We start from the raw sequence: 16,627 nt of genomic DNA on the forward strand, positions 1-16,627 counted from the left end.
CAAAAAATGACAAAAAAGTGCGTGTTTTCTAACGATAGCATATTTGTGAAAAGAAAAGCCAGAAGGTAACAAAGCCTATAATTAAAATATATTTGAGGCTTTTATGTCAAGCTATGTGTATATTTATGAAGTAACATTCAGCTTCGAACAAATAAAAAGCCATAAAACAATAAGAATTTGCTAAAAGCATAGCAAAAATTACACTCTTGTTTGTTTCCTAATTGTTCATAGTGTTATCATTAACCTTCATTATGACCTACCATTAACCAATGATAAAATTATTCAAGAAAATTCGTCAACAGTTACTTTCAGAAGGCAATACTGGAAAGTTTCTGAAATAGGCTGTCGGAGAAATCATACTTGTAGTTAAAGGAATATTGATTGCATTGTCAATAAATAACTGGAATAATCATAGAAAAGGAAATTTAAAGAAGAATAATCTGTTACGTGCACTTGAGATTGAGTTTGCTAAAAACCTAACCCAATTAGATACAATACTAAAATATGATAATGCGGTTGTTAAAAGCTCGTTTGAATTCTTAAATCTAAATTATAATGATTCAATATTGAATGATGAGTCATACATGGGTTATTTAATAAAAAAACAAGTTGGAGGTATACGTTTGACCCACAAAATGGAGCTTTATGGTCTGGTATTTCTTCAGGAGAAATTAATTTTATTGAAAATAAAACATTAATTAATATGCTTTTTGGTTGGGATGATGTTGTTGCTAATGCCAAGGAAAATCAAGAAATATCATATAATACGCGTATGGTATCACAGCCGGTAATTGAGAAGTATATTCGAAATGTGAATTTTAGAGGTACCGTAAGAAAAGAATTAGGTCAAAGTAAAATTAATTCGGACTATCAAGGATTGGTTTTAGACCCCTTGTTTGAAGATTATATTTTAAATCGTTATACTAGGATTCAGGAAGCCATCAATGAATTAAATGATGTGAGAGAACTCAATGTAAGTATTTTTACAACTAATTGAAGAAGAGCTGAATAATAACCAATAAAAAGCAAAAGTACGATACTGCGCATGAAATCATAGCCCCTAATGGCAGAGAACCCTTTCCATATTTATAAACCGTTCTTTCTAATTTTGAAGATTTAAAAAATGGTTACCTTACTTTAAAAACTATTGATTATTAAAATGTATACTATAATGAAAAGAAGTGTTTTTTGTTCTGTTGTTCTATTTTTTATTCTTTCGAACAGTGTTTTTTCGCAAAATAAATTGGAGTCATTATCACTTAAAGAATCGTTCAATTATGGCAAGTCGGTAGCTGTTTTTGGCGGCTCTGTTTCAGTCATACCTGAAAGCGATAGCGCAAAAATTTTATGGGAAAAACATTTGGGAATGACCATTACCAATTATGGGGTTCCAGGCGCAGGATTTTCCTCATTGCAAGGAAAATCTCTCCAAGAACAAGTTGATGAAGCAGGTTTGTTTGATATTTATATACTATGGGCATCAACAAATGATTATACCAATAAGCGGGAGATAGGGTCTTATACAGATTATACAGAATTTGACGATTATGATGAGGAAAAACGTACTACCCAAGCAGGTGGGATGAACTATTGTATAAAAAAAATTTATGAAATTAACCCTCACGCTATTATTTACTTCTTTACCTCTAGTAAAGCTTTTAATGATAGAGGTGCATATGATCCTTTTTATGAACAAGGGATGGTTCAATATGTTGACATGCAAAAAATGGTTTGCCAACTACATGGCATACCGTTTCTTGATCAGTTTACATTAGGTGGCTATACCATATTCAATAAGGATTTGTATTACAGGGACCCCATTCATATGAATGCATTGGGCTACAAAAAACTAGGGGAATTGCAAGTGTCATTTTTAGCTTTTCCATAATTAAATACTTAGATCCAATATTTGATTAAGACGAGATATAATATGTTATAAGGCATGGCTCATTTTTTAAAACGCATTGAACTTCAAAAATCAAATTTGCAAATCGGTATGGCAGGTCAATTTTCTGATGTATTGCCAAGTGCCCATGTAGTTTGCCATATGGGTAGATGTTTATTTTCATCCTTACCTCATCTATCACTATCTTAAGCCTAACACGAGATGAACCTTAGCTATTGGGAGTATAAAAGTTGGTTGTCCAACATAGATTTTACAATAATTGGCAGTGGTATTGTGGGCATTAATTGTGCATTGCAATTAAGAAAAAGATACCCCAAGGCCAAAATTGTTATTCTAGAAAGAGGGATTTTACCTCAAGGAGCAAGCACCAAAAATGCTGGCTTTGCTTGTTTTGGTAGTATTTCCGAAATATTGGCGGATTTAAACCATCACTCTGAGGAGGAACTTGTCAATTTGGTTAAGGAACGTAAAGAAGGTGTCCAAACATTACGTGAATTATTAGGGGATCAAAATATAGGCTTTCAATTACATGGTGGGCATGAATTGTTTATGGAGAAACATGGTGAACTTTATGAACATTGTGTTAGCCAGATAAAATATTTAAACGGTTTGTTACAACCTGTATTTAAGGGCAATACTTTTACCGTAACCCCAAACACATTCAATTTTAAGAGTATAGAGGACAGTTATATAACCCATAATTACGAAGGGCAAATCAATACGGGAGAGATGATGAGATCATTGCTGGATTTGGCGCATAAATCCAATATTGCCATACTCAACGCAATTACTGTTACGTCGGTCCATGATACCGGCACTAGCGTTTCTGTAAAAACCAATAATTTTGAATTTAAGTCTACAAAAGTGCTAATTGCTACAAATGGTTTTGCAAATCAACTTATTAATGAGGAAGTAAAACCGGCAAGAGCACAAGTCCTAATTACAAAACCTATTGCGAACCTTCATATTAAAGGCACCTTTCATTTAGAGGAAGGATATTATTATTTTAGAAATATAGATGACAGAATTCTATTGGGAGGTGGAAGAAATTTAGATTTTGCTACTGAAGAAACCGATGAATTTGGTAATACTGAAATCATTCAGGATAAATTAAAGGAATTATTATCTACGGTTATTCTTCCTAGAACACCATTTGAAATAGACTACAGTTGGAGTGGCATAATGGGGGTGGGACATCAAAAAAAGCCCATTGTTAAGCAATTGTCAAATAACTTGGCCTGTGGTGTTCGTTTAGGTGGTATGGGCATTGCCATTGGCACCGGAATAGGTCAGAAATTAGCCTATATTTTTTAAAGATAATTAGTTGCCGTTTAACTGGTTTTTATCAAAGTTGTCCATAATGATATGGGCAAATCTATTTTCTTTTTTATATTGGCCCTCCTGCTTTGTTATACATTCTCCCCACATTAAGTTTTGGTGCCTTGTCTTATGTGTTTTAAATTAATAAGAACTCTAATTGTATATGAGGAGAAAATATTTTAAGTTTTATAGCATACTACTCATTCATTTTTTGATTTCTAGTTGTACCGTGCAGCAAACAAAATACCAACAGGAATACAATAGGATTTGGAAAGAAATGATTCAAACCCAAGCTTGGAAAGAATCTATAATATCAGTTCCAAAACAACAAGATACTATTCCCACACTTTATGCTAGTCTTGACAACGAGGTCTTAGTGAACAGTACCACTAATGATGTTATAGTCAACGTTGGGTTTGATGAAAAATACCAATCATTGGTATCTAGGGCTTATTTTAAAATAATAACCGAAGCAGAAAAGTTCGATGCCCGTATTACCGCTGAATATGAATTGACGCATGGCACTAAAAAGGAGGTTAAGGTAAATAAGAAGCTAAAAGAGGAAATCACCAAAAAATACAAGGCACATAAAGCTATGCTTGAGGGGTTAAAGTCTTGGAATATTTTTAGTGATGACAGATCTGGTGATTTGATGTATTTTAAGGCGGAGAATAAGGACGAAATACTAAAGATGATGGGCAATGGAGATAGTAATGACCAATTAGTTAACTTTCTTATCTATAAACTAGCTGATCTCTACCACGTTGAAGAAAATTAATGATTTTATAGAATTAAAGCTAGGTGCGCATCAGCACTGCTCGCTTTTTGTTAGTAGTAGATGGGACCGAATTCACCAACAAATAAAGGAATTGGAAGTAGCATTGACCACAGAAACAAAAAGTAGTGCAGGTGACAAGCATGAAACGGGGCGTGCCATGATACAATTAGAGCGCGAAAAATTGGGAAGACAATTGGCAGAGGTTGAAAAAATGCAACAAGTTATGTCTAAGATAGGTGTTCAAATGCCAACCCATAAAATTGGACTGGGAAATCTGGTGATTACCAATACTTTTAATTACTACATCGCAATTTCTTCTGGCGAGTTTAAGCTAAAGGATACATCGGTATTTTGTATCTCAGGAGGAACACCAATTGGAAAGCTTTTATTGGGGAAGTCTGTAGGTGACGAATTCTCCTTTAACCAAACAACATCTTCAATTGTGGCAATTTACTAAAGTCAGATATCTTTTTTTGGTTATCTTAAACCCTAGATTTAAAGACAACCAAAATAATGGAGGACAAAAATAAGCTAAGAAGTGCAGAATGGTTTGGCGGAAATGACAAAATGGGTTTTGTACATCGTTCATGGCTAAGAAATCAAGGGTATCCAGATGATTATTTTGAAGGAAAGCCCGTTATTGGGATATGTAACACATGGTCAGAACTTACGCCTTGTAATGGACATTTACGTGATTTTGCAGAAGTAGTTAAAAGAGGAATTTTAGAAGCTGGTGGTTTTCCTTTAGAGTTTCCGGTTATGTCTTTGGGCGAAACTATAATGAGGCCCACAACAATGTTATTTCGGAATCTTGCCAGTATGGATACCGAGGAGTCCATTAGGGCAAACCCGTTAGATGGCATTGTGCTTTTAACGGGTTGTGACAAAACTACGCCATCTACAATTATGGGTGCTTGCAGCGTGGATTTACCGACCATTGTTGTCCCAGGCGGACCAATGCTTAGTGGTAGGTTTAGAGGTGAAAAAATTGGCTCTGGCTCAATGAATTGGATGATTAAGGAAAAGCAAGAGATAGCTGGTTATTCTGCTGCTGATATCAGGGAAGCTGAAGTATGCGTGGCTAGAAGTATTGGTCATTGTAACACCATGGGAACCGCTTCTACCATGGCAACTATGTGCGAGGCTTTGGGGCTTACCTTGCCAGGTTTTTCATCTATACCCGCGGCGGACTCTAGAAAGAAGCTTTTTGCACAATTGTCTGGCAGGCGTATTGTGGATATGGTAAAGGAAGATTTAAAACTTTCCAAGATTTTAACTAGGGAGGCTTTTGAAAATGCTATTGTGACCAACGCAGCGGTTGGAGGTTCAACAAACCTAATTATTCATTTAACCGCTATTGCCGGTAGAATAGGCGTGGAATTAAACCTTGAGGATTTTGATACTGTAGGAAGTAAAGTGCCCTTGCTGGTTAACATGAAGCCTTCTGGCAAATATTTAATGGAAGATTTCTTTTATGCTGGCGGCTTGTCCGTAGTTATGAAAGAGTTATCCCCGCTATTACGTAACAACACTGTAACTGTAAATAATAAAGCACTAACGGATAATTATTTGGATGCTGTCTGTTACGATGACGATGTCATATCAACCTTAAACAATCCTTTTCAAAAAGAAGCGGGAATCGCAGTTTTAAAAGGGAATCTTTGTGAAAATGGTGCAGTTATAAAACCATCTGCAGCATCGGAAAAATTAATGAGCCATAGGGGAAGGGCAGTGGTTTTTGAAAGCATGGAAGATTACCATGAACGAATTGATGAGCCAGAATTGGATATTGATGAAAATAGTGTGATCGTATTAAAAGGGGTTGGTCCCAAAGGTTACCCAGGAATGCCCGAAGTAGGCAATGTAGATCTTCCTAAAAAATTATTGGCAAAAGGTATTACCGATTTGGTACGTATCTCAGATGGTCGCATGAGTGGTACAGCTGCAGGAACGGTAGTTTTACATGTATCCCCAGAATCTACCGTTGGCGGAACACTTGCTATTGTTCAAAACGGGGATTGGATAGAATTAGATGTAAAAAATAGAAAATTGCATTTGGATATTTCTGAAGATGAACTACTAAAACGCAAAAAAGCATGGACACCTCCTATGCCATTGGTAGATAGGGGCTATGTTAAAATGTATATATCACATGTAGAACAAGCTGATAAGGGTGCAGATTTGGATTTTCTAGTAGGAGGTTCAGGTTCTAAAGTTGAAAGGGATTTACACTAGATTATGGAACTGCTATATTTACTCATTGCCGTATTGGCCATTATTTTTCTGACTACAAAGTTAAAGGTGCATGCCTTTATAGCCTTGTTCATTGTTTCTATTCTTTATGGTCTTTTTGCGGGGATGCCCTATCAAGATATAATTGCTTCTATAAATGATGGGTTTGGTTCTACACTTGGCAAAATTGGCCTAATTATCGTTTTAGGAGTTATAATTGGTGCCTTCTTGGAAAATACTGGAGGTGCTTTTGCAATTGCGGAGAAAGTATTAAAACTTATAGGAAAAAAACGAGTGCCAACCGCCATGGGCATAATAGGTTATATTGTTTCTATTCCTGTATTTGCCGATAGTGGGTTTATGTTACTTCACCCCTTAAATAAAAGTCTTTCTAAAAAGGCAAAGATTTCTATTGCCGGACCTGCAATTGCCTTAGGTTTGGGACTAATGGCCTCACATACCATGGTACCACCTACTCCTGGTCCCATAGCCGCTGCAGGTATTCTGGGGGCAGACCTGGGTCTTGTCATTGCATTTGGATTTCCAATTAGTCTTATAGCGCTTATTGCGGGTATTATTTTTGCAAAAAGGTACGCTGGCAAGACTTTTATAGAACCAGATGTATCCAATACCTTGGAGGCGGAAAAGGAAATGGAAAATCCGCCAAGTGCCTTAAAGGCATCAATCCCCATTTTGGTGCCCATACTCTTAATAGTTTTACGTTCTGTATTGAACCCTAAAAGAACAGGAATAGAGAATGGTTTTATAGATCTCATTAATTTTGTAGGAGAACCTGTTATCGCGTTATTGTTGGGTATATTCTTATGCCTTCTATTACCTAAAAAACTAAACGAAGACATGCTGTCTTCTTCTGGGTGGGTAGGCAAGGCCATTAAGGATGCCGCTTCCATAATTTTAATAACTGGTGCTGGAGGAATTTTTGGTAAGATCCTTCAAAATTCTGGTATTGCCGATACGCTAGGTCAATTACTAACCGATTATAATATTGGAATATTTTTACCTTTTGTATTGGCTGCCGCTATAAAAACGGCACAAGGCTCTTCTACAGTTGCTTTGGTGACTACCGCTTCTATTATTATGCCCATGATGCCTTCTTTAGGGTTTGAGACAGAAATAGTTAAAGCATTGGTGGTCATTGCTATAGGGGCAGGGTCTGCGGTGGTATCCCATGCGAATGACAGTTTCTTTTGGGTGGTTACCCAAATGAGCGGAATGAATGTAAAAACAGGTTATCGACTATTTAGTTTGGGGAGTGGATTATTGGGGCTTACAGGCGCAATAACCGTATTTATATTTTACTTAATTCTTGCTTAAAATCAATCTATATGAAAGTATACAATACCAATAGTGGTTTACTTATAGCACATGAAAATGAGTTTTATCTTTTGGAAAATGAGAACTGGGATACCTTTATTAATGACGATGGTATATTACAAAACACCTTAGCTAAATTAAATAATGGGAATAGGATAAAGGACCCATCATCCATTTTAAAATCAGAAATTAAGCCTCCAGTAGAAAGTCAAGAAATTTGGGCCAGTGGGGTAACCTATTATAACAGTAAATTGGGCAGGGAAGAAGAGTCTAAAGAAACGGGTGGTAGTGATTTCTATGCCCGGGTTTATGAAGCGGAACGTCCTGAGCTGTTCTTTAAATCTACCGGCTACAGAACTGTTGGCCATGGAGGGAAGGTTAGGATTCGAAAAGACTCTACGTGGAATGTGCCTGAACCAGAATTAACATTAGTAATTACTTCATCTGGTAAAATAGTAGGCTACACTATAGGAAATGATATGAGCTCCAGAAGTATTGAGGGTGAAAACCCATTATACTTACCACAAGCTAAAACATATGATGGATGTGCCGCTATTGGGCCTTGTGTTTTATTGACGGATAGTCCTTTATTGAGAACAACTAAGATTCGATTAAAAATTGATCGAGAGGGCAGGACGGTTTTTTCTGATGAAATAGGAGTAGACCAGATAAAACGCAACCTCGGTGATATTGTGGAATATTTATACAGGGAATGTTCCTTTCCCTATGGCAGTTTGCTAATGACGGGTACAGGTATAGTACCTTCTAATGATTTCACATTGAAAAGAGATGATGAAATACATATTACAATTGATGGAATAGGTACTTTATATAACACAGTGGCTTAAATTTCTGGTTTTCCCCTATGGGCTTTTTTTAAGGCCGTTCTTTTTTTTGAGGTCAATCTTTTTTCTATTGATGACTTAGTGGGCTTTGTTCTTTTTCGCTTTTTAGGAACCTTTAATGCGTTTTCTAATAATTTAAAAAAGCGATCTATAGCCAATTCTTTGTTTTTATGCTGACTTCTAGACTCATCACATTGCAGTTGTAATTGTCCAGTATTGGATAATTTTGATTTTAATTTTAGCAATAGCCTAGACTTTTCCTTTTCGGTAAGTCCAGCAGAATCACTTAAATTATAGGAAAGTTCTACCTTGGAGGACACCTTGTTGGCGTGTTGTCCTCCAGGGCCACTACTTCTAATGGCCTTAAATTGAAGTTCGGCAAGAATAATTTCCTTTTCCAATCAAATGCTTTTAACCAAAGGTAATCATTCTAAAAAGTATCAAGTTGGTGTTGTAAAAAGCGGCGTAAACAGAAGTTAACCAATAAATATTGGTAACAACAACAAAGCAAATACAACCAATGTAAGTACCAAGTGTATTTTTTTCATGATTTTTTATTTAAAAATTCACGTTAGAACGTAAGAAACTGGATATTAGTATGATAACTTGTTGTAATGCTTATTTTTAAAGGTAAAAGGGAATTATGGGTCAAGTGTCGTTTGTAATCTTTGGTTTATAGTTTCTAAAGAAACATTTAAAAAAACCTTTTTGTGCATGGATAGTTCGGTCTTGGAATGAAAAAACAATGTTTCATTATTTTCTATTTTTCCTTCAATTAAAAAATGGCTTCCCATAGGATAACATCTTTCTACCTCGGTCTCAATTCCAGAAGCCTCTGAAATTCTGAATTCATGTGCATAAACTATAATTTTACGCTTCGTATTGGCGTATGATTTAAGAATGTCTATGGCAATACTATTGGCTTCACCAAACAGGGAGGCTATATAGAGGTCCCGTGGATTTTTGTACAGTTCTATTGGTCTGCCTTTCGCAATAATATTGGTGTTTCTGAGAACAAAAACCCTATCCGTAAACGGTAGTACATCGTTAAAATCATGTGTAGCAACAATACAGGTGATACCATTATCTTTTAAGTATTTGAATATTTTCCTTCTTAAATTATTTTTTAGAAAATTGTCTATATGGCCAAAAGGCTCATCTAGGAGCAAGATTTCTGGTTTTTGTGCCAACACCCTTGCTAGAGCCACCCGTTGTTGCTGACCGCCACTCAAGGTCTTTACTTTTTTGTCTGCAAATTCAGTGAGTTCAATCAATTCCAATAATTCCTGGGTGCGCTCTTTTAGTTCCTTGGGATAGAATACAGATAAATACTGACTAATATTTTCTGTAACGGTCGTGAAGGGCATTAAATCAAAATCTTGGGATAGATATTTCATAAATGGTGCTCCGGGCACTAAATTAAATGCCGGACCAAGAATGGGCTCATCTTCCCAGAACAGTCGTCCTTCCTCTAGATCCATTAAGCCATAGATTATTTTAAGCAAGGTGCTTTTTCCACAGCCGCTTTCTCCAATTAGGGCAATATGTTCCCTGCGTTGTATTCTAAGGTTAATATCCTCTAATACTGGGGAGTTTCCATAAGAAAAGGATACATTTTCTATTCTTAGCATGTAAAGGTTTTAATGAAAAATCTTGTCCTATTTAAGGAACGGATTTTCTTATATTTTATTGACAACCACAAGGGTTATTCCTTAAACTCTTTTAAAACAGATGTATTTGGCAATTCCTGATAACCCATATTAAAAAGGGTAAAACCAAAAATGTCCGCATACTGTTCAATGGTCTTGTTTACTGGGGTTCCGGCCCCATGTCCAGCATTGGTTTCAATTCGTATTAGGGTAGGGTTAGTGCCCGTTTGTTTCTCTTGTAGTTCTGCCACAAATTTAAAACTATGTGCGGGTACAACACGGTCATCGTGGTCCCCTGTTGTCACCAAAGTTGCTGGGTATAACACACCATTTTTAACATTGTGCACCGGTGAGTATCCTTTTAAGTAATTAAACATTTCCTCACTTTCCTCAGCAGTACCATAATCATAGGCCCAACCGGCTCCAGCGGTAAATGTATGATAACGTAACATGTCTAGAACACCTACAGCAGGCAATGCCACTTTTATTAAATCTGGCCGCTGTGTCATAGTTGCCCCAACCAATAACCCACCATTGGAGCCGCCACGAACGGCCAAAAATTCTTTTGACGTATAGTTGTTTCCAATAAGATATTCTGCTGCAGCTATAAAATCATCAAAAACGTTTTGCTTTTTAGTTTTGGTACCTGCATCATGCCATTGTTTGCCATACTCGCCACCACCTCTTAAATTGGGAACGGCATATATGCCACCTTGTTCCATCCAAACCGCATTTACAATACTAAATGATGGGGTAAGACTTATATTGAAACCACCATATCCGTATAATATTGTTGGGTTTTTCCCATTTAGCGCCAACCCTTTTTTGTGGGTAATGATCATAGGAACTTTAGTGCCGTCCCTAGAGGTATAAAATACTTGGGTAGACTTGTAATCTTCTGGGTTGAAATCTATTTCAGGTTCCCAATATTGAATGTATTCCCCAGTTTCAACATTGTATTTATATGAAGAACCAGGAGTGTTATAGTTCGTAAAGGAAAAGTAAAATTCCTTGTCCTCCTTCTTGCCGCCAAAACCACTAGCACTACCCACACCTGGTAATTTAACCTCACGTACCAATTTGCCTTCATAATCATATTGGTAAACTTTAGAAATGGCATCAACCATATATTCAGTAAAAATATATCCTCCGCCAGTGTTTGGGCTAAGAACATTTTCTGTTTCAGGGATAATGTCTACCCAATGCTCCGTTTCTGGGTTTTTGGCATCAACAGTAACAATTTTCTGATTAGGGGCATTTCTATTGGTAACTATAAATAGTTTAGAACCAACGTTATCAATAATATAATTATCAGATTCTGTATCATTTACTATTGGAATTAAAAGTCCGTTAGGATCTTCCAAGTCTCTTATAAATAGCTTATTTCCAGAAGTTGAAACTGATGCTGAGATTACCAGATATCTATTGTCTTCTGTAACACTCGCGCCAATATATCTGTGCTTTTCTAATGGTTTTCCCCCAAAAACAAGGGCATCATTTTTTTGTGGCGTTCCAAGTTTGTGATAGTACACCTTATGTTGGTCTGTTTTCGCAGAGAGCTCACTTCCTTCAGGTTTGTCATAACTGGAATAGTAGAAACCATCATTTCCGCGCCAAGAAATACCGCTAAATTTAATATCCACCAGAGCATCTTCCATAACCTGTTTGGTTTCCGTATTGATGACAATTCCTTTGCGCCAATCGCTACCACCTTCAGATATAAGATACGTAGCTAGTGAGCCATCTTTTGTAAAGCTTAGTCCTGACAATGAGGTAGTGCCGTCTTCAGAAAAAGTATTTGGGTCAAGAAATACCTCAGCTTCTGAGTCTGCCTTTTTTCGGTAAACTACATATTGGTTTTGAAGTCCGTCATTTTTATAAAAATAGGTGTACTCCCCTTCTTTGAAAGGGGAACCTAATTTTTCATAGTTCCATAATTTTTCTAACCTATTTTTTAAATCATTCCTAAATGGGATTTTATCAAGGTAGTTAAACGTAGTTTCATTTTGTTTTTTAACCCATGCTTCAGTCTCTGGACTACGGTCATCCTCTAGCCAACGAAATGGATCTTTTATTTCATTTCCAAAATAGGTATCAACGGAATCAACTTTATTGGTAGTGGGGTAGGTCACAACAATTGTTTTTTATGGTTTGGCAAGGGACGAGTATGGACTTTGCGAACAAACAAGAAGTAAATTTCTTTTTTTTGGTAATTGGCGAATTAAAAATACCATAAAAAAACCTTCAAAACGTTCTTGTTTTGAAGGTTTTAACATTGTATAATCTTGTAAGCTATACTAAATTATTGGCTACCAAATATTCGGCAATTTGTACCGCATTGGTTGCTGCTCCTTTTCTTAGGTTGTCAGCAACAATCCACATATTTAAGCTGTTTCTCTGAGTTTCGTCCCGTCTAATACGCCCAACAAAAACTTCGTCCTTATCATGTGCGTAAATGGGCATAGGATAAGTGTTTGTATCAGGGTTGTCTTGTACGGTTACACCTGGTGTATCGTTTAAAATTTGTCTAATATCGTTAAGCTCAAAATCGTTGGCAAATTCCACATTTACAGATTCTGAATGTCCACCCGCTGTTGGGATCCTAACGGCCGTTGCGGAAATAGAAAAGGATCTATCATCCAAGATTTTTTGTGGCTCCCTTGCTAATTTCATTTCTTCTTTGGTATATCCGTTTTCCATAAAAACATCGCAATGAGGTAAGGCATTACGACCAATGGGGTAAGGATAAGCCATTTCTCCTTGTACACCGGCAATTTCATTCTCCAATTGTTGCACCGCTTTGATTCCTGTACCCGATACAGATTGGTAGGTAGAAACTACCACGCGTTTCATTTTATATTTTTTGTGAAGGGGAGCCAAGGCCATTACCAATTGGATTGTTGAACAATTGGGATTGGCAATTATCTTATCTTCTTTGGTTAGGATATTGGCGTTAATTTCTGGGACCACTAATTTTTTATCGGGATCCATACGCCAAGCAGAAGAATTGTCAACCACAGTAGTACCTACTTCTGCAAATTTTGGGGCCCATTCCAATGATGTGTCACCACCTGCAGAAAAAATAGCAATATTTGGTTTTGCAGCAACCGCATCTTCTAAACCAATAATAGTATACTCTTTATCCTTGTAAGAAAGCTTTTTGCCCACAGAACGTTCAGAAGCTACTAATAACAACTCTGAAATAGGAAAATTACGCTCGGCCAATACTTTCAACATTACCTCACCAACCATACCTGTGGCGCCTACAACTGCTACTTTCATTATTTAAATTTAAAATTGAGCGACAAAAATAGGTATTACTGCCAGTTACGCAATATAAAAACAAAGGATTAATTAAAATATAACAAAAAGTTACAAATAAAACATTTTGTTTGTTGTTTTGATTCAGTAGGACGTAAAAAATAACCGTCAACCTTGTTAGCGAAACAAAATTGACGGTTTTTAGAATTCATACTGCAGTGCAGCGGCCTGTTCCTACAATGGGAACATTACTTTTTTAGGGCATCCCTGATTTCCGCAAGTAATTCCTCTGCTGTAGGGCCTTTAGGCGCTTCGGGAGCTGCCTCTACCGGTTTTTTAGTTTTGTTATAGGCCTTTACAATGATGAACAATACGAATCCAACTGTAATCAAGTTAATAATTGCATTTACCCATTTGCCATACATTATAGCGTTTTCTGGTTTTGTAATGCTGCCGTCTGCTGCAACTACAGCGTCATCCAAGACTACTTTCATATCCGCAAAATCCAATCCGCCAGAGAAGTGTCCAACTATTGGCATCATAATATCGCTCACGAAACCGTTTACTACAAGTCCTACTGCACCAGCCAGTATTACGGCTACTGCCAAATCAATGACATTACCTGTCATTATAAAATTCTTAAATTCTTTTAACATGATTTAGTGTTTTATAAATGGTTAATATTAGTAAATGCAATGTAAGAAAAAAATAGACTTCTTAAGAAAGTGTTAATTGAACATTTTATCAAACAATCAAACGTTTTACACGTTGTGAAACACCGGTGAGCAACTCATATGAAATGGTATTGGCCGTCCCTGCAAATTCTGAGGCTGAAAGTTCAGGGCCAAAAATGATGACTTCATCACCTTCTTTGCATGCTATTCCGGTAACGTCTATCATAATCATATCCATACAAACATTACCAACAATAGTGGCTTTTTGTCCATTAACCAGTACAACGGTATTGCCATTACCATATTGTCTGCCAATACCATCAGCATGCCCTAGGGGTAATGTTGCCGTAGTGCGGTAAGTATCAGAAATAAACGCTCTATTATATCCCAAGCTTTCATTAGGCTCTAAATTATGAATTTGGGATATTATGGTTTTTAAAGTTGCAATTGGTTTTAGTTCCTTATCGTAGGTAGGGTCATTGCCAAAACCATAAAGACCAATGCCACTGCGTACCATATCATATTGGGATGTTATGTAGTTTAAAATTCCAGATGTGTTAAGTAAATGCCTAAGTGGGTAATACCCCAGTTTTTCAATTAATTTGGCACTTATTTTTTCATAAGTCGCAATTTGACTTTCTGTGAATTTAACTTCATTAGTATCTTCAGAAGCTGCCAAGTGGGAAAAAATTGAGGCAACTTTAACATGATTGTTGCCCTTTATTTTTTCAATGATAGTGTCAGTATCTTCCATTTTGAACCCCAACCTATTTAATCCCGTATTAAACTTTAGATGTACGGGATAGTCTTGTGTGCCTTTTTTTTTAGCAAAAATCACAAATTGGTTTAAAAGATTTAGAGAATATATACTGGGCTCCAAACAATATTTTAAGAGGGTATTAAAATTTACAGAAAGGGGATGCAATACCAAAATAGGTTTAGTGATGCCCGCTTTGCGTAAAGCTACCCCTTCGTTGACATAGGCTACGGCAAAATAATCAGCCCCAAGCGATTGTAATTTCATGGCTACCTTAGCCGCGTCACTGCCATACGCAAATGCTTTTACCACGGCCATGAACATAGTATTGGGCATTAATTTGGATCGCAAATAATTATAATTATGCTCCAAGGTATTGAGATTAATCTCTAGAACAGTTTCCTTAGCCTTGGCCATTTGATGATTTTACACCTTTAATTTCCTCAGAATCCACTTTCATAGTTTTTACCTTTTCCTTAAGCATGGCTTTGTAGTATGCTCCTCTACTCAACGGTTCGTATTCATTAGTTTCGCCTAACATAACTAAATTATTGTCATTGGATTTTCTAAAACTATAATTGGCCAGGTTTCCAGTGCGCGTACAAACAGCATGTACTTTGGTTACATACTCTGCCGTCGCCATCAATGCTGGCATAGGGCCAAAAGGGTTGCCTTTAAAATCCATGTCTAGACCGGCAACGATTACCCTTACCCCTTTATTGGCCAAGTCATTACAAACGGTAACAATTTCATCGTCAAAAAATTGTGCCTCATCAATTCCTATTACATCACAGGTATCTGCTAAAATGCGAATATTTGCTGCCGCAGGAACAGGCGTGGAACGTATTTCATTGGCGTCATGGGAAACCACCATTTCATTGTTGTAACGGGTGTCTACCATGGGCTTAAAAATTTCAACCTTTTGTTTTGCGAATTGGGCCCTTTTTAATCTCCGTATCAATTCCTCTGTTTTGCCAGAAAACATGGATCCGGCAATGACTTCTATCCAGCCGAACTGTTCTTTAGGGTTAACGGTATTTTCGAGAAACATTTTGTAATTTTAGACGAAAATAAGGGGTTTTTTCGTTCTTGATTATAGAATCTTAAAGTTATTAAAAAAAGGCGTGATAATAGTTTGAAATAAACTAATTTGTAGGGTATGAAAAGAAAGTTAAGGGAAGAGCTCATAAAAATGTCCACTGATATAATAACTTCACGAGATTTAGTTGAGATAACAGATTTATATGAAGCAGCAAAAAATCTATATGAGAAAATTGCTGTCTTAAAATTTATAGAAGAGGAGTTGAACGATATTCAAGTAGATGTTTCCAAAAACGTTATTGCTGAGAAGTTTGAAAAAATGGCCAAGGCAGTATTAAATGAAAACACATCTGTTCCGGAGAGTAATCCGCATGATGAGGATATCATGATTCCGGGGATGGATACAATAAAGGATATGGTTTCTGAAATGCCAAGTCAAGAAAACTTGGAACAAGTTTTAACTGCATTTATGGGTAAGCCAAACCTTATAAAAAATGATAAGGAGATTTTTACACCTAGTAAGGAAGATTTAAAAGAAAAAGAACCAGCAGTTAAATCCCTAAATGATCGTTTTGGCAAAAAGGATTTAAAAGTGGATCTAAATAACCGCTTAGCATTTGTGAAGCATTTATTTAATGATAGTACAGAGGACTATAATAGGGTATTGTCACAATTAAACACTATTGATACAGAAGAAAGGTCCATTGCCTTTATAAAGAATATGGTGAAGCCAGATTATGATAATTGGGTAGGCAAGGAAGAATATGAACTCAGATTTATGGAGCTTATAGAACGTAGGTTTGCGTAAGGAAAATAAATTATTTAATAG

General features: G+C 36.5%; 17 protein-coding genes. 10 read left to right on the forward strand and 7 right to left on the reverse strand.

Annotated features, from left to right (window positions below):
- Window positions 1-356: 356 nt before the first annotated feature.
- The 9 genes from ACOCEA_RS05110 to ACOCEA_RS05150 all read left to right on the forward strand — a co-directional run bounded on the left by ACOCEA_RS05110 (window position 357) and on the right by ACOCEA_RS05150 (window position 8,419).
- On the forward strand, window positions 357-698 hold the full coding sequence (locus ACOCEA_RS05110; protein ID WP_420755530.1) for a DUF6090 family protein: 342 nt from the start codon (window positions 357-359) through the stop codon (window positions 696-698).
- Between the two features lie 5 nt (window positions 699-703).
- A complete protein-coding gene (locus tag ACOCEA_RS05115) occupies window positions 704-997 on the forward strand; it encodes a hypothetical protein (RefSeq protein ID WP_420755134.1) in 294 nt (97 codons plus the stop codon).
- A 174-nt stretch (window positions 998-1,171) separates the two neighbouring features.
- On the forward strand, window positions 1,172-1,888 hold the full coding sequence (locus ACOCEA_RS05120; protein ID WP_420755135.1) for an SGNH/GDSL hydrolase family protein: 717 nt from the start codon (window positions 1,172-1,174) through the stop codon (window positions 1,886-1,888).
- 219 nt (window positions 1,889-2,107) lie between these two features.
- Window positions 2,108-3,220: an NAD(P)/FAD-dependent oxidoreductase gene (locus ACOCEA_RS05125; protein ID WP_420755136.1), complete on the forward strand. Its 1,113-nt coding sequence runs from the start codon at window positions 2,108-2,110 to the stop codon at window positions 3,218-3,220.
- A gap of 169 nt (window positions 3,221-3,389) precedes the next feature.
- The gene (locus tag ACOCEA_RS05130) at window positions 3,390-4,004 is read left to right on the forward strand and encodes a hypothetical protein (protein WP_420755137.1); all 615 of its coding nucleotides are present in this window, start codon (window positions 3,390-3,392) and stop codon (window positions 4,002-4,004) included.
- Window positions 3,991-4,461, forward strand: a complete 471-nt coding sequence (locus ACOCEA_RS05135; RefSeq protein WP_420755138.1) for a 3-oxoacyl-ACP synthase — start codon at window positions 3,991-3,993, stop codon at window positions 4,459-4,461. Before ACOCEA_RS05130 ends, ACOCEA_RS05135 begins: the two co-directional genes overlap by 14 nt.
- Before the next feature lie 56 nt (window positions 4,462-4,517).
- Entirely contained in the window at window positions 4,518-6,239 is a 1,722-nt protein-coding gene (locus ACOCEA_RS05140; protein ID WP_420755139.1) for an IlvD/Edd family dehydratase, read from the forward strand.
- 3 nt (window positions 6,240-6,242) lie between these two features.
- Window positions 6,243-7,571, forward strand: coding sequence for a GntP family permease (locus tag ACOCEA_RS05145; RefSeq protein WP_420755140.1), 1,329 nt, complete (start codon window positions 6,243-6,245; stop codon window positions 7,569-7,571).
- Window positions 7,572-7,582: 11 nt separating this feature from the next.
- Window positions 7,583-8,419, forward strand: a complete 837-nt coding sequence (locus ACOCEA_RS05150; protein WP_420755141.1) for a fumarylacetoacetate hydrolase family protein — start codon at window positions 7,583-7,585, stop codon at window positions 8,417-8,419.
- Here the strand turns inward: ACOCEA_RS05150 and arfB are convergent.
- The 7 genes from arfB to ACOCEA_RS05185 all read right to left on the reverse strand — a co-directional run bounded on the left by arfB (window position 8,416) and on the right by ACOCEA_RS05185 (window position 15,808).
- Window positions 8,416-8,817 carry an alternative ribosome rescue aminoacyl-tRNA hydrolase ArfB gene (arfB, locus tag ACOCEA_RS05155; protein ID WP_420755142.1) on the reverse strand — a complete coding sequence of 134 codons (402 nt, stop codon included), beginning with the start codon at window positions 8,815-8,817 and terminating at the stop codon, window positions 8,416-8,418. The two genes, ACOCEA_RS05150 and arfB, sit on opposite strands and share 4 nt — an antisense overlap.
- Window positions 8,818-9,057: 240 nt before the next feature.
- A complete protein-coding gene (locus ACOCEA_RS05160; RefSeq protein WP_420755143.1) occupies window positions 9,058-10,047 on the reverse strand; it encodes an ABC transporter ATP-binding protein in 990 nt (329 codons plus the stop codon).
- Between the two features lie 74 nt (window positions 10,048-10,121).
- Window positions 10,122-12,197, reverse strand: a complete 2,076-nt coding sequence (locus ACOCEA_RS05165; protein ID WP_420755144.1) for a prolyl oligopeptidase family serine peptidase — start codon at window positions 12,195-12,197, stop codon at window positions 10,122-10,124.
- A gap of 160 nt (window positions 12,198-12,357) precedes the next feature.
- Complete coding sequence (locus tag ACOCEA_RS05170; RefSeq protein ID WP_420755145.1) at window positions 12,358-13,347, reverse strand: aspartate-semialdehyde dehydrogenase; 990 nt, start codon at window positions 13,345-13,347, stop codon at window positions 12,358-12,360.
- Window positions 13,348-13,574: 227 nt separating this feature from the next.
- The gene (mscL, locus tag ACOCEA_RS05175; RefSeq protein WP_420755146.1) at window positions 13,575-13,982 is read right to left on the reverse strand and encodes a large conductance mechanosensitive channel protein MscL; all 408 of its coding nucleotides are present in this window, start codon (window positions 13,980-13,982) and stop codon (window positions 13,575-13,577) included.
- Window positions 13,983-14,070: 88 nt separating this feature from the next.
- Complete coding sequence (alr, locus tag ACOCEA_RS05180) at window positions 14,071-15,174, reverse strand: alanine racemase (RefSeq protein ID WP_420755147.1); 1,104 nt, start codon at window positions 15,172-15,174, stop codon at window positions 14,071-14,073.
- Complete coding sequence (locus tag ACOCEA_RS05185) at window positions 15,161-15,808, reverse strand: thymidine kinase (RefSeq protein WP_420755148.1); 648 nt, start codon at window positions 15,806-15,808, stop codon at window positions 15,161-15,163. Before ACOCEA_RS05185 ends, alr begins: the two co-directional genes overlap by 14 nt.
- Before the next feature lie 108 nt (window positions 15,809-15,916).
- Between ACOCEA_RS05185 and ACOCEA_RS05190 the strand changes: the two genes are divergently transcribed.
- Window positions 15,917-16,606, forward strand: coding sequence for a hypothetical protein (locus ACOCEA_RS05190; protein ID WP_420755149.1), 690 nt, complete (start codon window positions 15,917-15,919; stop codon window positions 16,604-16,606).
- The last annotated feature ends 21 nt before the right edge of the window (window positions 16,607-16,627 follow it).

Source organism: Maribacter luteocoastalis, assembly GCF_048890225.1.
Lineage (GTDB): Bacteria > Bacteroidota > Bacteroidia > Flavobacteriales > Flavobacteriaceae > Maribacter > Maribacter luteocoastalis.